The organism is Vibrio navarrensis (assembly GCF_015767675.1).
Taxonomy (GTDB): Bacteria; Pseudomonadota; Gammaproteobacteria; order Enterobacterales; family Vibrionaceae; genus Vibrio.
Window position 1 is genome coordinate 986501 of record NZ_CP065217.1, and the last position, 24421, is coordinate 1010921.

A 24421-nucleotide genomic window follows, 5' to 3' on the forward strand; every position below is an offset into this window, starting at 1 on the left:
GATGAGTGATGCTGAGATTTAGGCCCCATTCATTGGTTGCGCGAACCTTGATGTTGACGCTACTGGCGGTGGTGATTGCCCAAGGCATCGCCACCGCGATTTGGTATAGCCAGTCGAAACAGAAAGAACTTGAAGGGATTCGCTCGACGTCAGCCAGCATGGCGAGCATGTTTGCTTCGACTGTGACCTTTTTCCAATCTTTACCGGTCAACTACCGCCATATTGTTTTGGATCAGATCCGCAATATGGGCGGGACGCGCTTTTTCGTCTCCTTTAACCGAGAAAAATTACAGGTCGAGCCGATTGAAAATACCCGCTTAAAAGAGGCTTCGGTCAGCGCAATCAAAAGTGTGCTGAGGCAAAAGCTCACGCGGGTTGAATCGGTGTCGGTCGATTTTTCCAGCCCGGAAACACTACGGCTGCTCAAAAACGACATTTATCTGCACGACTTACCCAAATCGTGGGCGCACCACACCTTAACTTTGGCGCCGATTAATCCGCCTGTGCTGGTGGTGCAAATTGAGCTGAGTAGCCATGAATGGATCTACATCGCTGCGCTTTTGCCTGCCCCGTATCTGACCTTGGATGACGAGCTGCTGGGGCGAGAGCAGATGCTGTTTCTGTTTTTGTCCACCAGCTTATTGCTGCTGCTCACCTATGCGATGATCCGTCGGCAGGTGAAACCGCTTAAACGTCTGGCGCGCGCGGCCAATGAGATGAGCATGAATATTGAACAGCCGCCTCTGGTGGAGGAGGGGGCGAGTGAACTGGTCACCGCCACGCGCGCTTTTAATCGTATGCAGCAACGTATTCGTCGTTACGTGGCGGATCGTGAGCACCTGTTTTCGGCTATTTCCCATGATTTGAAAACGCCGATCACTCGCCTGCGTCTTAGGGCCGAGCTGTTGGACGATGAGCGTAAACGCAGCAAATTCAATCAAGATTTGGATGAGCTGGAGATGATGGTCAAAGGCGCGCTGCAGTGCGTGCGTGACACGGATTTGCATGAAAATAACGACTATATCGATCTCAACGTTATGCTGGAGCAGATCATCGAAAGTTACAATCAGCATCAGGTTCGAGTCCACTTTACCCCGCATCCGATGGAGCCCTTGGTCGCGAAACCGTTGGCCATTAAGCGAGTACTGACCAACTTGCTGGACAATGCGCTCAAGTATGCAGGCAGCGCCGAAGTGCAGTTAGAGGAAAACGATAACTGGGTGAAAGTGACCATCACCGACTCAGGCCCGGGCATTCCCAACCATAAACTGGAAGCGGTGTTTGAGCCCTACTATCGCTTAGCGCGTGATACTGATGGCCACGGTTTGGGGCTGGGTATCTGCCGCAATATTTTGCACGGGCACGGCGGAGATCTCACTCTGAGCAATTTGCCAAAGGGCGGCTTGAAAGTGGAAGTGCTTATTCCATCAGGGCTTGAAGTGTAATGTAACTCAATTGTTACATTGTGGTTACTGTTTGTTGCAATCCATACGGTTTATTACGGATAGACTGCTCAATATCAGACCAAGCCTGGTTTGACTAAGCCGATACATGGAAGATAACAATGAAAATGACCAAAACCCTACTTACCCTCTCTCTTCTTTCTGCGACTTCATTGGTTCAGGCTGGTGAAGTGGAAGTACTTCACTGGTGGACTGCTGGAGGCGAAGCCAAATCTGCCGCTGTGCTGAAACAGATGCTGGAGCAGCAAGGCCACACTTGGAAAGATTTCGCCGTTGCTGGCGGCGGCGGCGAGTCTGCGATGACCGTCCTCAAAACCCGTGCCGTTTCTGGCAATCCGCCTTCTGCGGCGCAAATCAAAGGCCACGATATCCAAGAATGGGGTGGGCTCGGCTTTTTGACATCGCTAGACGCGACGGCGAAAAAAGAGAATTGGGATGGCATTCTTCCTGCCGTGGTCACCAAAGTGATGAAATTTGATGGTGAATATGTGGTAGTTCCTGTCAACGTGCACCGCGTCAACTGGCTGTGGGCCAACCCAGAAGTGCTGAAAAAGTCGGGCGTTGCGCTACCCACCACCTTAGATGAATTTTTTGCCGCCGCCGACAAAATCAAAGCTGCGGGCTTTATTCCACTGGCACATGGTGGTCAACCTTGGCAAGACGCAACGGTATTTGAAGCGGTAGCACTCGATGTCCTTGGCAGTGCCGACTACAACAAAGCGTTTGTCGATCTCGATATGAATGTGCTCTCGGGCGACAAAATGGTCGAAGTGTTTACTAAATTTAAGAAAATGCGCAGTTACATTGATGACAACGCGCCGGGACGTGACTGGAACGTGGCCACGTCGATGGTGATCAATGGCGAAGCAGCAATGCAGATCATGGGCGACTGGGCAAAAGGAGAGTTTTCTGCGGCGGGCAAAGTCGCGGGCAAAGATTACATCTGCGCGCCAGCGCCGGGCACAGCGGGGCAGTTTACCTTCAACATCGACAGTTTTGCTTTCTTTGAGCTGAGCAATAAAGCCAACCAAAAAGCGCAGCAAGACTTGGCAAAAACCATTTTGACCAAAGAATTCCAAGAAGTCTTTAACCTCAACAAAGGCTCCATTCCAGTGCGTCTGGACATGGATATGTCTAAGTTCGACCAGTGCGCGCTGGACTCTATGGCGACCTTCAAAGCCAGTGCTAAGTCGGGCGATCTTGTGCCGAGTATGGCGCACGGTCTTGCCACCACCAGCTACGCGCAAGGTGCCATCTATGACGTGGTGACCAACTTTTTCAACGACAGCAAGGCCGATCCGAAAGAAGCGGCGAAAAAGCTGGCGAAAGCGGTGAAAGCGGCCATCTAACTCTTGGGGCGGGCAGGCTTGTGGGGAGCCTGTCTGCCTATTTTCGCCACTCAATACTATGGACAACGGGCGACGTTGGCCACGACTGAGTGTTTGCTACAAGGAATCGTTATGGAGCATGTTTTGCACGGGTCATCTGCCAAAAACGCACCGAAACCGGGTTTTGCCGACCGCTTGCAACATTGGCTGCCAAAAATTGTTTTGGCACCAACGATGCTGGTCACTGTGGTGTGTATTTATGGATTTATTTTCTGGACAGCAGCGCTGTCTATGACCAACTCGCGCTTTTTGCCGAGTTTCAATTTTGCGGGTTTCGATCAGTACGCCAAACTGATGGACAACGACCGCTGGTTAACTTCGATCACCAATCTGGGGGTGTTTGGGCTGCTATTTATGCTGGTTGCCATCGTTTTGGGCGTTGGGCTAGCGATTCTTCTGGACCAAAATATTCGCCAAGAAGGGGCGATTCGCACCATCTATCTCTACCCGATGGCGCTGTCGTTTATCGTCACGGGCACGGCGTGGAAGTGGATTCTAAACCCCGGCCTCGGGATTGAAAAACTGATGCATGATTGGGGCTTTACTGGTTTTGAGTTTGACTGGTTGGTGGACTCCGATATGGCTGTCTATACCTTGGTGATTGCCGCGGTCTGGCAATCGTCTGGCTTTGTCATGGCGATGTTTTTAGCTGGACTGCGCGGGATTGATTCTTCGATTGTCAAAGCGGCGCAGATTGATGGCGCGAGTCTGCCGACCATCTATTGGAAGATCATTTTGCCTTGTTTACGTCCGGTGTTTTTCAGCGCGGTGATTATCACATCGCACATTGCGATTAAGAGTTTCGATTTGGTCACTGCCATGACCGCAGGTGGACCGGGTTATTCCTCTGATTTGCCTGCGCTGTTTATGTACGCGCACTCCTTTACCCGCGGGCAGATTGGCCTTGGCGCAGCCAGTGCCATGATGATGCTGGCTGGCATTCTTGCCATTTTGGTGCCGTATCTTTATTCCGAACTTAGGGAGAAGCGTTCATGAACAGTCAAATGAACTTGGCCCGCCTGACGATTTACGCTGCCTTGGTTTTCTTCTGCTTGGTGTATCTGATGCCGCTGTTTGTCATGGTGATCACCTCATTTAAAACCTTACCCGATATCAAAGCAGGCAACTTGATGTCTTTGCCGCAAGAGTGGGTGATGGATGCGTGGTACAAAGCGTGGAACAGCGCCTGTACCGGGGTGAAATGTGAAGGGGTGAAAGGCTATTTTTGGAACTCCTTTCAGATGGTCATTCCGGCGGTGGCGATATCCACTTTGCTTGGCGCGTTCAACGGCTATGTGGTAACCAAATGGCAATTTCGCGGCTCCAACCTGTTCTTCAGTTTGCTGCTGTTTGGCTGTTTTATTCCCTTTCAGGTGATTTTGTTACCGATGGCGGCTGTGCTGGGCAAACTGGGTTTAGCCAACACCACCACAGGCTTGGTGTTGGTTCACGTTATCTATGGTATGGCGTTTACTACGCTGTTTTTCCGCAATTTTTACATTGGCGTACCGGATGAGTTGATCAAAGCCGCTAAGCTCGATGGCGCTGGCTTTTTCGCCATTTTCTTTAAGATTTTGCTGCCGATTTCTACCCCCATCATCATGGTGACGGTGATTTGGCAATTTACCGCCATCTGGAACGATTTCCTGTTTGGCGTGGTTTATTCCGGCTCAGAGACGCAGCCGATCACCGTGGCGCTGAACAACTTGGTTAACACCAGTACCGGGGTCAAAGAGTACAACGTTGATATGGCGGCGGCGATCATCGCGGCGCTGCCGACGCTGCTGGTGTATGTATTAGCAGGCAAATATTTTGTGCGTGGTTTAACGGCAGGATCAGTAAAAGGATAAGTAACATGGCAACTCTAGAACTCAAACAGATCCGCAAAACCTACGCGAAAGCGGACATTGAAACCCTCAAGGGAATCGATATCAGTATCGACTCTGGCGAGTTTTTGATCCTCGTTGGTCCATCTGGCTGCGGAAAATCAACCTTGATGAACACCATTGCTGGGCTTGAGAACATCTCCTCAGGGCAAATTGTGATTGATGGGGTGAACGTGGCGGAGGTCGAACCGAAAGATCGCGACATCGCGATGGTGTTTCAATCCTATGCGCTCTATCCCAATATGACGGTGCGCGGCAATATCGAATTTGGCCTTAAGATCCGCAAGATGGCGAAAGCCGAGATCGATGCCGAGGTGCAGCGCGTGGCCGAGATGCTACAAATCGACCACTTGCTGGATCGCAAGCCGTCCCAGCTTTCTGGCGGTCAACGCCAGCGGGTGGCGATGGGGCGAGCACTGGCACGTCGGCCGAAACTCTACCTATTTGATGAGCCGCTATCGAACTTGGATGCCAAATTGCGCGTGGAAATGCGCCATCAAATTAAACGGCTGCATCAGCAGCTCAACACCACCATTGTCTATGTGACGCACGATCAGATAGAAGCGATGACGCTGGCAGACCGTATCGCGGTGATGAAAGACGGCATTTTACAACAGCTCGGTACACCACAGGAGATCTACAACAAACCGGCCAACATGTTTGTCGCCGGATTTATGGGCTCGCCTTCGATGAACTTTATTCACACTATGGTGGACTTGGATGAACAAGATCAGCCCGTGATTAAAGTGACGGGCGGCTGTGGGCAAGAGCATCACATTCGCTTGCCAGTGTCGATGCGTGAGCAAGATGGAAAGCAGGTGGTGATTGGCCTGCGACCTGAACACATCAGTGACAAACCGAGTGATGATCAATCGGCGTCGACTTGTCTTAATCTTAAACTAGAGGTTTTGGAACCGACGGGGCCAGACACCATCGCGATGATCAAAGTTAACGATCAAGAAGTGGCCTGCCGTTTATCGCCAGAACTGCAAGCAAAAGTGGGCGACGCCGCGCCGCTCTATTTCGACTTGTCTAAAGCGGTTTACTTCGACGCGCAAAGTCAGGCGCGCATCGAGTTCTAACCCGCTTGCGTCGTTTGTGCTTTCTCCGGGCAAACGACGCCTCTATTTGCGTGTCCTCTATCGCGTTCGCAGTTGGCACAGGCTGCGACCGGCACAATCGGGGGAGAGTGACCAGAGCGCTTGCTGTCTGGTGTGAGGACACGCCCTTCTTCTCCATTCCGTTCTCTTTTCACTTACTCGTTCTCTTCTCACTTACTCATGCTGTTCCTGATTTAAGCACCCAGTTTCAATGGGTCATTTTCCACCCTTTGGCGATTTTTAATGGGTCATTTTCCACCCATTTCTTGAATGAATGATCAGCGAAATATTATTCGCTATAAATGATCTTATCTTATCTTATTGATTTTTAATGGTTAAAAAATTGTTAGCAAATGTGGCCTAGTTGTTGCTCTTAGTGAAACATCAGTCCCCAAAGAAGGGGCTGCTTACTTCAACAAGGAGAACACAATGTTTAAACCTCTTACCCTACTTGCTGCTTCTGTTCTTGCCGTGACCAGCTTTACCGCCGCCGCGAACTGTGATCCGGGCGAAATCGTGATCAAGTTCAGCCACGTGACCAACACCGACAAACACCCGAAAGGGATCGCCGCTTCTCTGTTGGAAGAGCGCGTCAATAAGGAGATGAACGGTAAAGCGTGTATGCAGGTTTATCCAAACTCAACCCTTTACGATGACGATAAAGTGCTTGAGGCGATGCTCAACGGTGACGTGCAACTGGCTGCGCCGTCGCTTTCCAAATTCGAGAAGTTCACCAAGAAATACCGCATTTTTGACCTGCCTTTCCTCTTTGAAGATGTTGACGCCGTAGACCGTTTCCAAAACTCTGAAGCGGGCGAAAAGCTGAAAAACGCCATGAATCGTCGTGGTGTCCGTGGCCTCGAATTTTGGCACAACGGCATGAAACAGATTTCGGCCAGCAAGCCAATCATGTTGCCAGCCGATGCCAAAGGCTTGAAATTCCGCGTTCAGGCGTCGGATGTGTTAGTGGCTCAGTTTGAGCAGCTTGGCGCGAACCCACAGAAAATGTCTTTTGCCGAAGTGTACGGTGGTCTGCAAACCAAAGTTATCGATGGTCAAGAGAACACTTGGTCAAACATCTACGGTAAGAAGTTCTTCGAAGTTCAGGACGGCATTACCGAAACCAACCACGGCATTCTGGATTACTTGGTGGTGACATCAACCAAGTGGTGGGATGGCCTGCCAAGCGATGTGCGCAATCAGCTCGCCACCATCTTGAAAGAAGTAACTGAAATGCGTAACGCCGAATCGAACAAAGTGGAGCTGGCGAACAGACAGTATGTGATTGAAGCCGGTGGTGTGGTGCGCACCTTGACGCCAGAGCAGCGCCAAGAGTGGGTCACGGCGCTAACGCCAGTATGGAAAAAGTTTGAAAAAGATATCGGTTCTGATCTGATTGACGCAGCGCTGGCGTCAAACAAGAAATAACGAAAAACGGCAGGCCTCAGCCGTGAGGCCTGCCAAAAATAAAGAGCGAAAGCGATTATGGAACAATCAATGATGGCCAAAATCGGCCAGTTTACCGACCGAGTCGAAGAGGGGCTGATTGCCTTTTTCTTAGGGGCGATGACCTTGCTAACCTTCATCAACGTGGTGATGCGTTACCTGTTTAACGACAACATTTTATGGGCCTTGGAGCTGACGGTGTTTATGTTTGCCTGGATGGTGCTGGTCGGCGCGTCCTACGGCGTGAAGAAGCACTTCCATATCGGAGTCGATGTGGTCATCAATAAGGCACCACCACAAGTTCGCAAGGTGCTGGCGTTGTTGGCCGTGGCTTGTTGTCTGGCGTTTGCCATCCTGCTGCTGATTGGCTCGTGGAATTACTGGTATCCGTTTGCCACCGAACGTGCTTGGTATGAGACCGACGATATTCCGATGCCGGAGATGTTCCAATTTTTATCTGTGTGGTTTAACGAAGGGGAGTTGTATGAAAAGATCCCGCGTTTCCTTCCTTACATGGCATTGCCTATTGGTATGGGGCTGCTCACTTTCCGTTTTCTCCAAGTGGCTTGGCTTATTGTGACTAATCAACAAGATCGCATGATCGCGGGGCACGAAGCGGAAGAAGATTTAGAGAGCTTGAAAGCGGAGCTAAGCGGCGCAGAAGCCATCATGAGCAAATCGCAACAAACCGACAGCAAGGAGCGTTAATCCATGGCTATTCTGATTCTGTTTTTGATGGTGATCGCCTTCATGCTGATTGGCGTGCCGATCGCCGTCTCGCTGGGCTTATCCAGCATTCTGTTTTTGATGTGGCATTCAGACGCCTCCCTCGCATCGGTGGCGCAGACGTTGTTCAATGCCTTTGAAGGACACTACACGCTGCTGGCCATTCCTTTCTTCATTCTGGCATCGAGCTTTATGTCGACTGGCGGGGTGGCCAAGCGGATTATTCGTTTCGCCATTGCGATGGTGGGCTGGTTTCGTGGTGGTCTAGCGATGGCTTCTGTGGTGGCCTGTATGATGTTTGCCGCGCTGTCGGGGTCTTCACCGGCAACGGTGGTGGCGATCGGTAGCATTGTGATTGCCGGGATGATCAAAAATGGCTACTCGAAAGAGTTTGCCGCCGGGGTGATTTGTAACGCAGGTACGCTTGGCATCTTGATCCCACCTTCTATCGTGATGGTGGTCTATTCGGCGGCAACCGACGTGTCGGTCGGGCGCATGTTCCTTGGCGGCGTGATTCCCGGTCTGCTGGCGGGATTGATGTTGATGGTGGCGATTTACATCGCCGCAAGAGTGAAAAACCTGCCCAAGCAACCTTTTGTTGGCTGGAAAGAAGCAGTGGCCGCCGCCAAAGACGCCAGTTGGGGCTTGCTGTTGGTGGTGATTATTTTAGGCGGTATCTACGGCGGGGTCTTCACCCCAACCGAAGCGGCTGCGGTGGCTGCTGTTTACTCATTCTTTATCGCCAATTTCGTCTACAAAGACATGGGCCCGTTTGCCGACAAAGAGAACACTCGTCCGGCACTGGTGAAAATGGTCGAAACCTTTGTGCACAAAGATACGCAAAAAACGCTGTTTGAAGCGGGTAAGCTGACCATCATGTTGCTGTTTATCATTGCCAACGCGCTGATTCTCAAACACGTACTGACCGAAGAACGCATCCCGCAGATGATCACAGAATCCATGCTGTCGGCAGGTCTTGGCCCAATTGCTTTCCTTATCGTGGTCAACGTGCTGCTGCTGATTGGTGGTCAGTTTATGGAGCCGTCGGGCTTGCTGATTATCGTCGCGCCACTGGTTTTCCCGATTGCGATTCAGCTTGGCATTGACCCGATCCACCTTGGCATCATCATGGTGGTCAACATGGAGATTGGCATGATCACGCCACCGGTTGGCCTCAACCTGTTTGTGACCGCAGGGGTGGCACGAATGTCGATGATGGGCGTGGTGAAAGCGGCGCTCCCTTGGGTAGGCGTCATGTTCCTGTTCTTGATTATCGTGACCTATGTTCCATGGGTCTCGACGTGGTTGCCGACCACCTTAATGGGACCGGAGATTATTACCAAATAGTCGCTAATTAGGCCAAAAAGAGCCGCCTCGGCCTATTTGTCGAGGCGGCTTCGTTATGAGGTCGTAATCATGAGGCTTAATCGTTTTTATAGTGACTTTTATCTAAATCGTAACGCTGCATCTTGTCGTAAAGCGTTTTGCGCGCCACTTTGAGTTTTTCCATCGTCTCCTTGATGCTCCCCCCGCACTCGATCAGTGTTTGTTCGATGATGCTTTTCTCAAACTCCGCCACTTGTTCGACTAAGCTTTGTGCATTGTTACTGACGCTGGGGAGATCGCCCAATTGTGCCAGTTTACCCAGTAGTGTGTAGCGCTCAGCGGCGTTGCGCAGCTCTCTGACATTGCCCGGCCAGCTGTGGGCGAGCAATTGTTGTAAATCGCTGCTATTGAGCGCAGGAACGGTTTTGCCGTAGCGGGAAGCCGCAACCAAGAGAAAGTGATGAAAGAGGGCAGGGATGTCCTCTTTACGCTCGCGCAGAGGTGGCAGATCCAGCGTGACGACATTGAGGCGGTAGTACAAATCTTGACGAAATTCGCCTTGCGCAGCCGCTTGTTTGAGATCGACTTTGGTGGCCGCTATCACACGAATATCGAGTGGTAACAATTGGTTTGAGCCGACGCGCTCAATCACTCGCTCCTGCAGTACACGCAACAGGCGAACTTGCGCTTGCATCGGCATCGATTCAATTTCGTCCAAAAACAGCGTACCGCCTTGGGCGAATTCGAATTTGCCGATGCGCTGGCTGTCTGCGCCTGTGAACGCGCCTTTCTCATGGCCATACAGTTCGCTTTCAATCAAATTTTCCGGCACCGCCCCGCAGTTAACGGCGACAAAATTTTGCTCGCGGCGACTGCTTTGTTCATGAATCGATCGAGCAATCAGCTCCTTCCCGGTTCCCGTCTCACCAAACAGTAAAATATCCGCGTTGGTATCCGCGATATGGCTGATGGTGTCGCGCAGCTCTTGAATGCACGGCGTTTCTCCGATGATGCGCGGACCGAGTGCCTTGCTTGCTTTGAGCGACTGGCGCAGCGCTTGGTTTTCGTTGGTCAATTGACGTTTTTCAATCGCCCGCTTGACCGTTTCGACCAAGTGCTCCGGCGAGAAAGGCTTCTCAATAAAATCGTATGCGCCTTGACGCAGCGCTTTCACCGCCATGGAAATGTCACCGTGACCAGTAATCATGATCACGGGCAGATCTTTATCACGATGGCTGAGAGTGCTCAGCAGATCCATCCCTGAGATCCCCGGTAAACAGATATCGGTCACCACCACACCGGGTTTGTCGTTCCCTTTCATCGCCAACAGGGCGCTCTCGGCATCAGCAAAAAAACAGGCTTCGATATCGGCCAGTTCAAAGCTTTGTTCGATGGCCAGCCGCAGATCCGACTCATCGTCAATAAAATACACTAGACACATCATGACACCTCTGTGTTAATCACCGGCAGTACTACCGTGAAGCGAGCGCCGCATAACGCGCTTGTGCTCACACTCAGTTTTCCTTTCATGCCGGAAAGAATTTGTTGAGAAATTGATAGGCCAAGCCCGAGACCATTTTTTTTGGTGGTGTGGAAAGGCTCGCAAAGCGTAGAGAAAGCATTGAGTTCGATACCTGGCCCGTTGTCGTCAATGTGGATGGCGACCATCGCGTTTGCATTTAACTCGACCGTGATCACTAGGCGTTTGTTGTCACACTCGCTCATCGCTTCCATCGCGTTTGTCAGCAAGTTAATCAGCACCTGTTCCAGTTGAATGGTGTTGGCCAACAGCCAAATATCATCCTGAGGAAAATCGGTTTCCAGATGGACCCGTGCAGACTTAAGCGCGGGTTTCATCAACTCTTTGGTCGAGAGCAAAATCGGCAAAAGTTTGGTTTCAACCAACTTATCCCCTGTCGTCTTGCGTGCGAAGGAGCGTAACTGTTGACTGATCTTCGCCATACGATCCGTGAGGGCAGATATCCGGCTGAGGTTGTCATCGACCCGGTCATAGTGTTCTTTGTGCAAAAACAGCTTGCCATTTTCTGCAAAACTGCGAATCGCGGCCAGCGGGTTATTGAGCTCATGACTGATGCTGGCGGACATTTGCCCCAATACGGCCAGTTTGGCGGCTTGAATCAACTCATCTTGGGTGACGCGCAGCACTTGCTCGGTCTTGGCGCGTTGGGCAATTTCTGCCTGCAATTCGGCAGTGCGTTCCATCACCTGAAATTCGAGCTTTTGATTGGCCTCTTGCTGTAATTGTTCTATTTGACGGTGTTTTTGCTGACGATGGTAATAAAGCTGTCCCAGTAGAAATAAGATGGCAAAAACCAGTGTCAACACCAGCAGAGCGCCAAGGGTATTGAACACGATGGTGTGTTTGGACGAGAGAACGCGAATGGTCAGATCCAGCTCAGGCAGCGCATGGGAGGAGACAACCAAAGTGGCAGAGCGATAATGACTGCCTTGACGGATTTCACTGTGTTCGCTGGTGAGATCGCCGACAAAATTGAGTGATTCAATCTTTTGGTCGAGATATTGGCGTGATGCGCTGATCTGCGCCAAGGTCTCTTGGCTTAGAGTCGTTAGGCTTTTAAACAGCCAGTCGGGATTACTCGACATAAATACAATTTGGTTGCGGTCACTGGCAACAAAAATACTGCGCTTTTCACGCCAGTTTTCCTCTATCGAGGTAAGATCCATTTTGACCACGACAACGCCAATCGGTGCGCCAGCATACGTCATGGGGTAGGAGTAGTAGTAGCCGCGCTGGCCAGAGGTTGACCCAAGGGCAAAGTACTGGCTCTGTTCTCCCACAATCGCCTGCTTGAAATAAGGGCGAAAGGCGAAGTTGCGGCCAATAAAAGTGCGGTCGAGATTCCAGTTACTTGCGGCAATGGTGTTGCCAAATTGGTCAATCAAATAGGTATCGACCGCTTTAATCACGTGATTGACCTCTTGCAAATAGCGATTGGTGACATCGATTTGTGCGCTATTGTTCGGATGAAGCAAGGCTTGGAACAGTGGCTCATCTTTGGAGAGCAGCTGCGGGATATGGGCGTATTTATCCAATTTATTCTGAATATGGCTAGCAAAGCGTTCTAATTGAGATTGGTGCTGCTGCAGTAGAGAAGCGTAGGTGGTTTGCCAAACCCAATGCCCAGTGACCATTAGCGAAAAGAGGTAAAAGGCGATAAAAATCAAAATAATGCGTCTGCGTTGTGACATTCCTTGCCTCCAGCTACTGACACGGATAAAACATCAAAACGGGACCAGCGTAGCGCAAACGCTGGTCTGATAAATTTGTTATCGCGTTTATGTTATCGAGTTGTAGAGAATAGTCGCGGAAAAGATCTCAACTCTGTGGAGCAAAACAAGAGCAAGATCTCTTTTTGGGCTTTTGGATAAAAAAAGCTGTCGATTCTCTTGAAAAAGTCGCTATTGTCCCAATCTTAGCGATAAGGCAGCGCATATTGCGACGTAAATTCGAGTTTTTAGGACAGACATTGCTCACATAGTGGCGATTGGCTCGACAGGGTAGGATCAGATCGTTAGAATGTCGCGTCTGAAATTTCGTCCTGAGACTAATGGGAGATACCTTTGGCTAACCGAAGATATCGCTGATTAGTCAGGTGTGAACTTTCGCACCGTACTCGATTTTTAAAATAGGTGCTCAGCAGAGCACAGACAAGGATGCAGCTGGTCAGGCCGCTCTAGCGACCGTCTGGCTCATACGCTCAGAGTAATCTGAGCCATTTTTGAGGTTTATATACAATGCAAGTTACTGTTGAAACGCTAGAAGGCCTACAGCGCCGTCTGAATATTACTGTTCCTGCTGCTAACATCGAAGATGCAGTGACAGCTGAACTACGCAACATCGCGAAAAACCGTCGTTTCGATGGTTTCCGTAAAGGCAAAGTGCCAATGAAGATGGTTGCGAAAATGTACGGTCGCGCAGTACGTCAAGACATCCTAGGTGAAGTGATGCAACGCCACTTCATCGAAGCGATCATCAAAGAGAAAATCAATCCAGCTGGCGCTCCAACTTTCGCTCCTGTTGAGAACAAAGAAGGTGCAGACCTAGTATTCAACGCAACTTTCGAAGTTTACCCAGAAGTAGAACTGAAGGGTCTTGAAAACATCACTGTTGAGAAACCAGCGGTTGAAGTGAAAGACGCAGACGTTGAAGAGATGATCGAAACACTGCGTAAGCAACAAGCAACTTGGAAAGAGATCGAAGGTGCGGCCGAAGTTGGTACTCGTGCAACCATCGACTTCGTTGGTTCTATCGACGGTGAAGAGTTTGAAGGCGGCAAAGCAGAAAACTTCCCACTAGAAATGGGCGCTGGTCGTATGATCCCAGGCTTTGAAGATGGCATCGTTGGCAAGTCTAAAGGCATGGAATTCGAAATCGATGTGACTTTCCCAGAAGATTACCACGCAGAAAACCTGAAAGGTAAAGCGGCGAAGTTCGCAATCAAAGTCAACAAAGTAGAAGCCCGTGAACTGCCAGAACTGAACGACGAATTCGTTGCTAAGTTTGGTGTGGCTGAAGGCGGCGTTGACGCTCTGAAAGCTGAAGTGCGTAAAAACATGGAACGTGAACTTAAGCAAGCGGTTAAAAATCGCATCAAAGAACAAGCGATTGACGGCCTTGTAAAAGAGAACGAAATCGACGTACCAGCAGCGCTTATCGACCAAGAGATCAACGTTCTGCGTCAGCAAGCGGCTCAGCGCTTTGGTGGCAATGTTGAAGCAGCAATGCAGCTTCCACGTGAACTGTTCGAAGAGCAAGCAAAACGCCGCGTGGTGGTTGGCCTGCTGCTAGGTGAAGTGATCAAAGCCGACCAGCTGAAAGTGGATGAAGAGAAAGTGAAAGCACTGATCTCTGAAATGGCGACAGCGTATGAAGATCCAGCAGAAGTGGTTGCTTACTACGAGCAAAACGAACAGCTAATGAACAACATGCGTAACGTTGCTCTAGAAGAGCAAGCTATCGACGCAATCATTGCTAAAGCGCAGGTTTCTGATAAAGAAGTTAGCTTCAACGAGCTAATGAACCAACCAGCTTAATCAGCAATATCGAGCGTAGAAGGTTGACTAAACGTTAACTATTCTGCTAACAATGGTCCGTGTGATAAGCATCATCCGGGCCATTTATTTTAGGGACATAAGAATATGAGCTACCAAGAAAAAAATGCAATGTCGCCAATTCTTGACGCACTAGTACCCATGGTGGTTGAACAGACTTCCCGTGGTGAGCGTTCTTACGACATCTACTCTCGTTTGCTCAAAGAGCGAGTGATTTTCCTTACGGGACAAGTTGAAGACCACATGGCAAACCTTGTTGTGGCTCAGCTACTGTTCTTAGAATCTGAAAACCCAGACAAAGATATTTTCCTGTACATCAACTCTCCTGGTGGCAGTGTGACCGCAGGCATGTCAATCTACGACACCATGCAGTTCATCAAACCGAACGTGAGCACTGTATGTATGGGTCAAGCGTGTTCAATGGGCGCTTTCTTACTTGCGGGTGGTGCTCCAGGTAAACGTTATGTTCTGCCAAATTCACGTGTGATGATTCACCAGCCTCTGGGCGGTTTCCAAGGCCAAGCATCGGATATTCAGATCCACGCTCAGGAAATTCTGACGATTAAGAACAAACTCAACCGACTGTTGGCAGAGCATACAGGCCAGCCGCTGGAAGTGATTGAGCGTGACACCGATCGTGATAACTTCATGGCGGCAGAACAAGCAGTAGAATATGGATTGGTGGATGCAGTTCTCACTCACCGTGGTGCATAATTGCCTACGCAAGTTGATACGAATTGTTATACACTCAAAGCATAATGAGTAAAGGCTAAGAGGTTAGCGAATGACAGATAAAGGCAAAGAGGGCAGTAGCAGTAAACTGTTATACTGCTCTTTCTGCGGTAAAAGCCAGCACGAAGTTCGCAAGTTAATCGCGGGTCCTTCCGTTTACATCTGTGATGAATGTGTCGACCTTTGTAACGACATCATCCGTGAAGAAATTAAAGATGTGCTTCCAAAGCGCGAATCCGAAGCGTTACCAACGCCGCGTAAAATTCGCGAACATCTTGATGATTATGTAATTGGTCAGGACCGAGCGAAGAAAGTGCTCGCGGTTGCAGTATATAACCACTACAAGCGTTTACGTAATGGTGATACGACTAACGATGGCGTAGAGCTAGGTAAGAGTAACATTTTGCTGATCGGCCCAACGGGTAGCGGTAAAACGTTGCTTGCTGAGACGCTAGCGCGTTTCCTTGATGTACCTTTCACCATGGCAGATGCGACCACATTAACAGAAGCGGGTTACGTGGGTGAAGATGTTGAAAACATCATCCAAAAGCTTTTGCAAAAATGTGACTACGACGTCGCGAAAGCCGAGCGTGGCATCGTTTATATCGATGAAATTGATAAGATTTCTCGCAAAGCGGAAAATCCATCCATTACGCGTGATGTGTCAGGTGAAGGTGTTCAACAAGCACTGCTAAAACTGGTTGAAGGCACCATCGCTTCAGTACCACCACAAGGTGGACGTAAGCATCCTCAGCAAGAGTTTCTCCAAGTCGATACATCGAAAATCCTCTTTATCTGTGGTGGTGCGTTTGCAGGCCTAGATAAAGTGATTGAGAAACGTGTTGCTACTGGTACAGGTATTGGTTTCGGGGCGGAAGTGCGCTCGAAAGATGAAACGAAAACCGTTGGTGAATTGTTCACTCAGGTTGAGCCTGAAGATTTGGTGAAATATGGTTTGATCCCTGAGTTTATCGGCCGTCTTCCAGTCACCGCTTCATTGACCGAACTGGATGAAGAAGCGTTGATTCAGATCCTTTGTGAGCCGAAGAATGCGCTAACCAAACAGTACGCGGCGTTGTTCGAACTTGAAGATGCCGAGCTTGAGTTTCGTGAAGATGCGCTGCGCGCGATTGCGAAAAAAGCGATGGAGCGTAAAACAGGTGCTCGTGGATTGCGCTCTATTCTTGAGAGCGTACTACTGGAAACCATGTACGAATTGCCATCCATGGATAACGTAAGCAAAGTGGTTATCGACGAATCGGTGATTAACGGTGAATCAGAACCGCTGCTAATCTACAGCAACGCTGATAGTCAAGCCGCTGGCGCTGAGTAAGTTCCCAAAACGAAAAAAGGAGGTAATTACTTACCTCCTTTTTTAATTTCTATTATTGAATCCAAATAATTAGCCCCCATATACTGCTCATATCAGTAAGTGGAAGAGAGAATTATATGAACTTGGAACGTTCCGAGCTTATCGAGATCCCCGTACTACCTCTGCGTGACGTGGTGGTTTATCCACACATGGTGATTCCTTTGTTTGTTGGCCGAGAAAAATCCATCAGTTGCCTTGAGTCTGCGATGGAAACCAACAAGCAAGTTCTGCTGGTGGCACAAAAGCAGGCAGATACAGACGAACCTAAGATTGATGACCTCTTTAACGTTGGTACGGTCGCGACCATTTTACAGCTACTGAAATTACCAGATGGCACCGTTAAAGTATTGGTGGAAGGCCAGCAGCGCGCCAAGATCACCCATTTTAAAGAGAGCGAATTTTTCCTCGCAGAAGCGCAATATGTTCTGACGCCAGAGTTGGATGAGCGTGAGCAAGAGGTGGTCGTGCGCAGTGCGATCAATCAGTTTGAAGGTTTTATCAAGCTGAACAAAAAAATTCCGCCTGAAGTATTAACTTCATTAGGTGGCATTGATGACGCAGCGCGCCTTGCTGATACCATTGCTGCCCATATGCCCTTAAAACTTCTAGACAAACAGAAGGTGCTTGAAATTGTCGACGTCACCGAACGTTTAGAATTTCTTATGGGACAAATGGAATCTGAGATTGACCTACTGCAAGTTGAAAAACGCATTCGCAATCGAGTGAAGAAGCAGATGGAAAAATCTCAGCGCGAGTACTATCTGAATGAGCAGATGAAAGCGATCCAGAAAGAGCTGGGTGAGAGTGAAGACGGCGTTGATGAATTTGAAGTGCTGAAACAGAAGATCATCGATGCCAAAATGCCACAAGAAGCACGCGAGAAGACCGAACAAGAGCTGCAAAAGCTGAAAATGATGTCTCCCATGTCAGCAGAAGCAACGGTAGTTCGTAGTTACATTGATTGGATGGTGAACGTGCCTTGGAACAAACGTTCCAAAGTGAAGAAAGATCTGGCGAAAGCAGAAGAGATTCTTCATGAAGATCACTATGGCTTAGAGCGAGTAAAAGAGCGCATTCTAGAATACTTGGCGGTGCAAAATCGCATCAACAAGTTGAAAGGGCCTATCTTATGTTTGGTCGGTCCTCCAGGTGTAGGTAAAACGTCATTAGGCCGCTCAATTGCCGCGGCTACTGGTCGTAAGTATGTCCGTATGGCGCTAGGTGGGGTGCGCGATGAAGCCGAAATTCGCGGCCATCGTCGTACTTACATCGGTTCATTGCCGGGTAAGCTTATTCAGAAAATGGCAAAGGTTGGCGTGAAAAACCCGCTATTTTTGCTGGATGAAATCGACAAAATGTCATCGGATATGCGCGGTGACCCGGCGTCGGCGCTGCTTGAAGTACTTGATCCAGAACAGAACAACACCTTCAATGATCACTATTTGGAAGTGGACTACGATCTCTCTGACGTGATGTTTGTCGCGACATCAAACTCGATGAACATTCCAGGACCTCTACTGGATCGTATGGAAGTGATTCGTCTCTCTGGTTACACCGAAGATGAGAAGCTCAACATCGCTAAGCGCCATTTGGTTGCGAAACAGGTTGAACGAAATGGTTTGAAAGCGCACGAAATCACCATTGAAGACTCGGCGATAGTTGGTATTATCCGCTACTACACGCGTGAAGCGGGTGTGCGTGGCCTTGAGCGTGAAGTGTCGAAAATCTGTCGTAAAGCGGTGAAGAACATTCTGCTGAAACCTGAGTTGAAGTCGGTGACGGTCACCATGGAAAACTTGAAAGAGTATCTTGGTGTGCAGCGTTTCGATTACGGAAAAGCGGATGAAAGCAACCGCATTGGCCAAGTGACTGGTCTGGCTTGGACAGAGGTGGGCGGCGACCTGCTGACCATTGAAACGCAGGCGATGCCAGGCAAAGGTAAGTTGACGCAAACGGGCTCACTGGGTGACGTGATGCAGGAGTCGATTCAGGCCGCAATGACTGTGGTGCGTTCTCGTACAGAAAAGTTGGGTATTAACAGCGATTTCTACGAGAAAAAAGACATTCACGTGCATGTACCGGAAGGCGCGACACCCAAAGATGGACCGAGTGCTGGTATCGCGATGTGCACCGCGTTGGTATCCAGCTTGACGGGCAATCCGGTCAAAGCGGAAGTTGCCATGACAGGTGAAATTACGCTGCGTGGTGAGGTGCTACCTATTGGTGGTTTGAAAGAGAAGCTACTCGCAGCTCACCGTGGTGGTATCAAAACGGTGTTGATTCCTAAGGATAACGAGCGCGATCTCGAAGACATTCCAGACAATGTGATTGCTGATCTGCAAGTCATTCCGGTGCAGTGGATTGATGAAGTTTTAAAAGTCGCGCTAGAAAAAGACCCAACTGGGGTCGAATTTGACGCGAAAAAATAGTGATGTGCTGCAAAAATAAGTAAAACTTTGCGCTGACAAGTCCGAAAAGGCTTGTCAGCCTTTTTTTTGAGAGCTAACTTAGACCTCGATAGCGGCCAGCCCTTTTGTAATAAGGCTTGGCGCTGATTTTTTGTTTTAATGGAACGAAAGTCATCTAAAAAAATAATCACAGATGACACAAAGGGGAATAACAGTGAACAAAACTCAACTAGTAGAATCCATCGCTGCAAATGCAGATATTTCTAAAGCGTCAGCAGGTCGTGCCCTGGATGCATTCATTGAAGCCGTAAGCACCACCCTTGAGTCTGGCGAGCAGGTCGCTCTAGTTGGCTTCGGTACGTTCAGCGTCCGTACTCGTGCAGCACGCACTGGTCGTAACCCAAAAACGGGTGAAGAAATCCAAATCGCAGAAGCAAAAGTACCTTCATTCAAAGCGGGTAAAGCTCTGAAAGACGCTTGTAACTGATTTTAGTTGAACATTTTTTGTTCTAACAAATCAGTTTGAAGCAAATTTTGCGTTGTAACAGCCGAACTTTTCTAAATTATGCGCATCCTACTGATGCGCATTTCTTTTTCTGGTATTATCGCGCGATTAGTTTCTTAAGAAGCAGATGGCTTCGTGAGCGGAGAGTAGTTTAGTTATGATGGATCGATTACGCGAAGGCGTTAATAGCATCGCGGTAAAAATTATCCTAGGATTGATCATCCTTTCTTTCATCTTTGCGGGTGTTGGTAGTTACCTGGTCAGCGGTAGCAATAATGCAGCGGCAAAAGTGGGCAACAGAGAAATCGGTCGTGGTGAGTTTGAAATGGCTTACCAGAATGCGCGTAACCGTATGCAAGCGCAGATGGGTGATTACTTTTCCCAGTTGCTCGCCGATCCAGGTTATGTTGAATCGTTCCGTAAATCGGTACTTGACGACATGATCAACGATGTGTTGCTCGACCAGCATGCAGAGTCTCTAGGGCTACGTATTAGTGACGCGCAGATCCGTACCATTATTCTGAATATGCCAGAGTTCCAAGTGGAAGGTAAATTCAATCAGGATATCTATCAATCAATGCTGCGCCGGTCCGGTCATTCACCCGATTCCTTTGCAGAGTACATGCGCCGCCAGATGGTGCGTAGCCAGTTGATGGAAGCGCTGCAAGCCAGTGAGTTTACTTTACCTGGCGAAGTGGATTCTGAAGGTAAGCTGTTTACTCAAACTCGTGACATCCGCTCGATTGTTTTAAGTCTGGATGACTTCGCGAGCAAAGTCACGCTCAGCGATGACGAGATTCAGCAGTACTACAATGACAACAAAACCAATTTCACTCGCCCTGCGCAAGTAAAAGTGGCTTACATTGAGTTGAATGCACAAGATCTGAAAAAGCAGATTTCAGTATCAGATGAACAAGCAAAGCAGTATTACCAACAACACTTGGATAAATACTCTTCAGAAGAGCAGCGCCGTGTTGCGCACATTCTGGTAGAAGGTGATGACGAAGCGAAAGCACAAGCCATTTTGGATGAGCTTAATGCGGGTGCTGATTTTGCCGCGCTTGCGAAATCGAAATCCGATGACTTTGCTAGCGCAGAAACCGGTGGCGATCTTGGCTGGATTGAGCGTGACGTGATGGATGCCGCATTTGAAGACGCCGCATTTGCCCTGCAAAAACCGGGAGAGACAACTGGTCTAGTTAAGTCTGACTTTGGCTACCACATCATCAAGCTTGAAGAGCTGCGTGAACCTGAAAGTAAACCGTATGAGCAAGTGGCTGAGCAGATCAAACAAGAGCTGAGCGATCAGCAAGCGATTGATCACTTCTACGATCTGCAAAGTGAGCTAGAAAAAGTGGCGTTTGAATACCCAGACTCACTCGATCAAGCCTCCAAAGCGGTTGACATAGCAGTTCAGCGTACGGATTTCATCTCTGATGCGGATGCGCCTGCTGTGCTGCGTACCCCAGCGGTCATGCAAGCGCTCCAAACCGTTGAAGTGAAGGAAGACGGTCTCAACTCACAAGCGATTGAAATCGCGCCAGAGCACATTGTCGTGGTTCGCGTCGAAGACGCTCGTGCAGAGACGGTGTTACCACTGGATGAAGTGAAATCAAAAGTGGTTGAGGAGCTATCGAAAGTCAGAGGCGAACAACAAGCGATTGAACTTGCGAGCGACTTGGTCGTCGCGCTGAAAGCGGGAAATACTGAGCTTGTGGCTGAAAAAGGCCTAGCGTTTGGCGATGTCGAGCAGATCGATCGTCGTTCACCATTGGCGCAAACCGTGTTTGCGATGGTTAAACCTGAAGAAGGTAAAGCCGTGTATGCTCAAACCAGAGACTATACGGGCAACGTGGTGGTGGTTGCGCTAGAAAAAGTACAAGAAAGTCTAGATCCTGCTTTGGCGCCACAACTTGCTACGCAACTTCAGCGTGTCTCTGCGCAGCGTGACTTGACGTCTATCTTGTCTGTTTTGCGTGCCAACACCGATATCGAGTATTACGTCGTGAGCAACTAACCAGTTGCCGTGTAATTGATATGTTACTTAAAACGGGTTGCGAAAGTGACCCGTTTTATTTTTTATCAGACCGTGTTTCTTTCCTTTGTTGGCGTTTGTATAAACAGCAATACACAATCAAAGGAGAAGTTTATGAAACGGATACTGGTATCTATCGCACTTGTTTTGAGTTGCTTGTTTTCCTTTACGGCAAACGCTAACGAGGCGCCTGCGAAAGTCGATAAGCATGAAGGGATTGAGATCACCGTCAACATCAATACCGCAAGCGCTGAAGAAATCGCTGCTTTGCTAAAAGGCATTGGGATTAAGAAAGCGCAGCAGATTGTTGCTGATCGCGAGGCTAATGGCCCCTTTCAATCGGCGGAAGATTTAGCGCGTGTTAAAGGAATTGGTCCATCAACGGTGGCGAAGAACCAAGAACGGATCAAGTTGGAGTAGTGTTGGCTCGCTACGTCTGGCAAGGCTGGTGTTATACCGGCCTTTTTTTATCGATACCAAAACATATGAGGGCGAAAACTAAGCCAGAAAGCATGCCAAATAGATGGGCTTCAATCGCCACTCGTGCGGCAATCAGCTCGCTGGTCGAAATTGACGCGCCAAAGCTGTGTTCCCACCACACTTTGCCGATCACCCCGGCAACCAATAGCCCACTGCTCTTTCGGCCATGCAGATACTCCGTCAAGGCATAGAACGCAAACAGTCCGTGTAATGTGCCGGAAAGACCGACATAGCTCGACATAGAGGTCGAGAGGTTTGACACACCGACCAGCAGACTTACCAAGCCTAGTAGCCAAGCGACGCTTGTCCAACGTGGCTTGAACAGATAACAGATGACCCACAACCCCGCGAGATTCATGGTCAAATGGGCAAAGTTGGTATGAGTGAAATTTCCTGTTAGGATTCGCCACCATTGCCCTTGCTCTATGGCCAATTTATTCCACTCAGCGAGTTCACTCAACGCGGGATATTGAAGCGCAAGACACACGGTACTGATAATTGAAAGAAAGATAAAAAGGTTCACTCTATGTCCCGTTATTGTTCCCGATGTGGTAAAGCAAAAAAAGCCTGTCTGTGTCAGTGGATACGTGCACTGCCAGCGGATACCGAACTTATCATTCTTCAACATCCGAGTGAAGAACATCGTCCATTGGGCAGCGCGAGAATTCTCTCGCTCTCACTTGCCAATAGCCGCTGTTTTATCGGAGAGGACTTCACACACCATCAAGAACTGAACCATCTGCTTTGTGAAGAAGGTTACCAACACTGGCTGCTTTATCCCAGTGACAAGGCGTATCCACTCAGTGACCTTACCCAGAAAAACGCCGCAACGAGCAAACTCAGGGTGATTTTACTGGATGGGACCTGGAAGAAAGCGTTTAAAATGTGGCAGTTATCGAGCAACTTGCATACATTGCCTTGCGTCAAGCTGCCAGACAATCTGGTTGGCAATTACGTGATTCGTAAAGCGCCGAGTGAAAACAGTTTGTCGACGCTGGAAGCGGGCTATCATCTTTTGTCTCTGCTTGAGCCACAGCGAGACTTCACGCCATTGCTGACGGCATTTCACAATATGATTGAGTTTCAAATTGCGCAAATGCCGCCTGGGGTGTTTGAGCAAAACTATCGTAAACGTTAATGGTGTGAAGAGAAGAGCTGCTGGTGTAAACGCTGTGCATGGCCGTCGGTCATCGAGGAGATGTAGTCTGCGATCACCCGCATCTGCGCGCTTTCCTCTTGCGCCGCTTGCCAAAGCTGCCGAGTTGCAATCGGCAGCAAGCGCTTGGGATCAGCGCTAAAGGCTTCAAAGAGGTCCATGATGATCTGTTGGCCCTTATATTCGACAATTTGCACCTGTGGGATCTGAATGACATAGTGGCTGACGAAGTTTTTGAGTATGGTCAGTGCTTGATCCATTCCCGGCTCAAGAAAGGCGTTGTACGCCAGAAGTTCGCTGGCAAAATCGGCCTCTACGCGCTGGACGCGGATGCTGGTTAGCAGCGCATTGACCATGCCGCCGATGGCATCTTTTCTTTGATGGTGTTTACCGCTAAACAGCATGTCACCAATCGAACTAAGATGTTGTTCAAACCAAGCATCACCACAATCCGCCAGTTTGCTGGCTGCGCCTTCTTGCCATTGCCCGCGATTGACCAAACCCAGCACAATAGCATCTTCGAGGTCGTGTACACCGTAGGCGATGTCATCGGCCAGCTCCATGATCGAACAGTCGAGAGATTTGAAGCGCGTTTTACGATGAGCACAAGGATTTTCTGGCGCGATGCGCATTTGGCCAAGCAACTGCTGGTCATGGGTGTTAAGTGGCGCCAACACCCATTCAAACAGCGCTCGGTCACAGTCATAAATGCCTTTCGCGGGCATCCAGTCACTGGCTTTGAGCTGTCTCTGGTGGGAAACCGCTTTAGGTTGCACAAGCGCTTGAGTTTGACTGATAAGAGCGGGGTATTTGATCAAACCCAATAGAGTGCGGCGCGATAAATTCATGCCGAAATGTTCGGTATACGGCTCCAGTTGGGTCACAATGCGAAAGGTCTGCGCGTTGCCCTCAAAGCCCCCGTGGTTGCGCATCATGTAGTTCAACGCGATTTCACCGCCATGCCCATAGGGAGGATGGCCGATATCATGAGCAAGGCAAAGTGAGTCGATCAAGCTTTCAGTTGGCAGCAGATCGCGAAACTCCGCTTGTTTCTTCTTAATTTGCGCGACAATGCCGCTACCCAGTTGCGCTGCTTCTAGCGAATGGGTGAGGCGAGTGCGGTGAAAATCTTCCAGACTGTTGCCATGCACTTGGGTTTTGGCTTGCAGGCGACGAAAAGCGGCCGAGTGCAGTATTCGCGCCCGGTCACGTTGATAGGGACTGCGGTGATCGTCTCTGCGGATCTTATGTTCATCATCATGGCGTTCCAGCCATTGTGGGCTAAGGGTTACTTGCACTGTCTT

The 24421-nt window shown here is 49.4% G+C and carries 21 protein-coding genes and 1 pseudogene; 17 read left to right on the plus strand and 5 right to left on the minus strand.

Features of this window, described 5'->3' with window-relative positions; genetic code table 11:
* Window positions 1–8 precede the first annotated feature (8 nt).
* The 5 genes from I3X05_RS04520 (at window position 9) to I3X05_RS04540 (ending at window position 5819) form a co-directional block, all read left to right on the plus strand.
* Window positions 9–1445, plus strand: coding sequence for an ATP-binding protein (locus I3X05_RS04520; protein WP_193167278.1), 1437 nt, complete (start codon window positions 9–11; stop codon window positions 1443–1445).
* 119 nt (window positions 1446–1564) lie between these two features.
* The gene (locus tag I3X05_RS04525; protein WP_337970975.1) at window positions 1565–2812 is read left to right on the plus strand and encodes an ABC transporter substrate-binding protein; all 1248 of its coding nucleotides are present in this window, start codon (window positions 1565–1567) and stop codon (window positions 2810–2812) included.
* A 111-nt stretch (window positions 2813–2923) separates the two neighbouring features.
* The gene (locus I3X05_RS04530) at window positions 2924–3847 is read left to right on the plus strand and encodes a carbohydrate ABC transporter permease (protein ID WP_045570960.1); all 924 of its coding nucleotides are present in this window, start codon (window positions 2924–2926) and stop codon (window positions 3845–3847) included.
* Window positions 3844–4701, plus strand: coding sequence for a carbohydrate ABC transporter permease (locus tag I3X05_RS04535; RefSeq protein WP_337970976.1), 858 nt, complete (start codon window positions 3844–3846; stop codon window positions 4699–4701). Before I3X05_RS04530 ends, I3X05_RS04535 begins: the two co-directional genes overlap by 4 nt.
* A 5-nt stretch (window positions 4702–4706) precedes the next feature.
* On the plus strand, window positions 4707–5819 hold the full coding sequence (locus tag I3X05_RS04540; protein ID WP_193167277.1) for an ABC transporter ATP-binding protein: 1113 nt from the start codon (window positions 4707–4709) through the stop codon (window positions 5817–5819).
* Here I3X05_RS04540 and I3X05_RS04545 read toward each other — a convergent pair.
* A complete protein-coding gene (locus I3X05_RS04545) occupies window positions 5816–5992 on the minus strand; it encodes a hypothetical protein (protein ID WP_156478459.1) in 177 nt (58 codons plus the stop codon). The genes I3X05_RS04540 and I3X05_RS04545 overlap by 4 nt on opposite strands.
* 274 nt (window positions 5993–6266) lie before the next feature.
* Between I3X05_RS04545 and I3X05_RS04550 the strand changes: the two genes are divergently transcribed.
* From I3X05_RS04550 to I3X05_RS04560, 3 genes are read left to right on the plus strand one after another with little or no spacing between them, the layout of a single operon-like run.
* Complete coding sequence (locus I3X05_RS04550; protein WP_337970977.1) at window positions 6267–7265, plus strand: TRAP transporter substrate-binding protein; 999 nt, start codon at window positions 6267–6269, stop codon at window positions 7263–7265.
* A gap of 57 nt (window positions 7266–7322) precedes the next feature.
* The gene (locus I3X05_RS04555) at window positions 7323–7991 is read left to right on the plus strand and encodes a TRAP transporter small permease (RefSeq protein WP_045570956.1); all 669 of its coding nucleotides are present in this window, start codon (window positions 7323–7325) and stop codon (window positions 7989–7991) included.
* Between the two features lie 3 nt (window positions 7992–7994).
* Window positions 7995–9356: a TRAP transporter large permease gene (locus I3X05_RS04560; RefSeq protein WP_045570955.1), complete on the plus strand. Its 1362-nt coding sequence runs from the start codon at window positions 7995–7997 to the stop codon at window positions 9354–9356.
* Between the two features lie 76 nt (window positions 9357–9432).
* Here the strand turns inward: I3X05_RS04560 and I3X05_RS04565 are convergent, their stop codons facing one another.
* The gene (locus I3X05_RS04565; RefSeq protein WP_045571053.1) at window positions 9433–10776 is read right to left on the minus strand and encodes a sigma-54-dependent transcriptional regulator; all 1344 of its coding nucleotides are present in this window, start codon (window positions 10774–10776) and stop codon (window positions 9433–9435) included.
* Window positions 10776–12566: a sensor histidine kinase gene (locus I3X05_RS04570; protein WP_045570954.1), complete on the minus strand. Its 1791-nt coding sequence runs from the start codon at window positions 12564–12566 to the stop codon at window positions 10776–10778. Before I3X05_RS04570 ends, I3X05_RS04565 begins: the two co-directional genes overlap by 1 nt.
* Window positions 12567–12655: 89 nt before the next feature.
* Here I3X05_RS04570 and I3X05_RS04575 point away from each other — a divergent pair.
* The 8 genes and pseudogenes from I3X05_RS04575 to I3X05_RS04610 all read left to right on the plus strand — a co-directional run bounded on the left by I3X05_RS04575 (window position 12656) and on the right by I3X05_RS04610 (window position 21901).
* A pseudogene (locus tag I3X05_RS04575) lies at window positions 12656–12856 on the plus strand (hypothetical protein).
* Window positions 12857–13112: 256 nt separating this feature from the next.
* Window positions 13113–14411 carry a trigger factor gene (gene tig, locus I3X05_RS04580; protein ID WP_045570953.1) on the plus strand — a complete coding sequence of 433 codons (1299 nt, stop codon included), beginning with the start codon at window positions 13113–13115 and terminating at the stop codon, window positions 14409–14411.
* Window positions 14412–14516: 105 nt separating this feature from the next.
* Window positions 14517–15143 carry an ATP-dependent Clp endopeptidase proteolytic subunit ClpP gene (gene clpP / locus I3X05_RS04585; protein WP_039433834.1) on the plus strand — a complete coding sequence of 209 codons (627 nt, stop codon included), beginning with the start codon at window positions 14517–14519 and terminating at the stop codon, window positions 15141–15143.
* A 70-nt stretch (window positions 15144–15213) separates the two neighbouring features.
* Window positions 15214–16494 (plus strand): ATP-dependent protease ATP-binding subunit ClpX, encoded by a 1281-nt coding sequence (clpX, locus tag I3X05_RS04590; protein WP_045570952.1) that lies wholly within the window; start codon window positions 15214–15216, stop codon window positions 16492–16494.
* A gap of 116 nt (window positions 16495–16610) precedes the next feature.
* Entirely contained in the window at window positions 16611–18962 is a 2352-nt protein-coding gene (lon, locus tag I3X05_RS04595) for an endopeptidase La (protein WP_045570951.1), read from the plus strand.
* Window positions 18963–19155: 193 nt separating this feature from the next.
* The gene (locus I3X05_RS04600; protein ID WP_045570950.1) at window positions 19156–19428 is read left to right on the plus strand and encodes an HU family DNA-binding protein; all 273 of its coding nucleotides are present in this window, start codon (window positions 19156–19158) and stop codon (window positions 19426–19428) included.
* A gap of 175 nt (window positions 19429–19603) precedes the next feature.
* Window positions 19604–21463 (plus strand): peptidylprolyl isomerase, encoded by a 1860-nt coding sequence (gene ppiD / locus I3X05_RS04605; protein ID WP_045570949.1) that lies wholly within the window; start codon window positions 19604–19606, stop codon window positions 21461–21463.
* Window positions 21464–21595: 132 nt separating this feature from the next.
* Window positions 21596–21901, plus strand: a complete 306-nt coding sequence (locus tag I3X05_RS04610; protein WP_193157642.1) for a ComEA family DNA-binding protein — start codon at window positions 21596–21598, stop codon at window positions 21899–21901.
* A gap of 31 nt (window positions 21902–21932) precedes the next feature.
* Here the strand turns inward: I3X05_RS04610 and rrtA are convergent, their stop codons facing one another.
* Window positions 21933–22484: a rhombosortase gene (gene rrtA, locus I3X05_RS04615; RefSeq protein WP_045570948.1), complete on the minus strand. Its 552-nt coding sequence runs from the start codon at window positions 22482–22484 to the stop codon at window positions 21933–21935.
* 3 nt (window positions 22485–22487) lie between these two features.
* Between rrtA and I3X05_RS04620 the strand changes: the two genes are divergently transcribed.
* A complete protein-coding gene (locus I3X05_RS04620; protein WP_045570947.1) occupies window positions 22488–23099 on the plus strand; it encodes a tRNA-uridine aminocarboxypropyltransferase in 612 nt (203 codons plus the stop codon).
* Here the strand turns inward: I3X05_RS04620 and I3X05_RS04625 are convergent.
* The gene (locus I3X05_RS04625; RefSeq protein WP_045570946.1) at window positions 23096–24415 is read right to left on the minus strand and encodes an anti-phage deoxyguanosine triphosphatase; all 1320 of its coding nucleotides are present in this window, start codon (window positions 24413–24415) and stop codon (window positions 23096–23098) included. The two genes, I3X05_RS04620 and I3X05_RS04625, sit on opposite strands and share 4 nt — an antisense overlap.
* Window positions 24416–24421 lie beyond the last annotated feature (6 nt).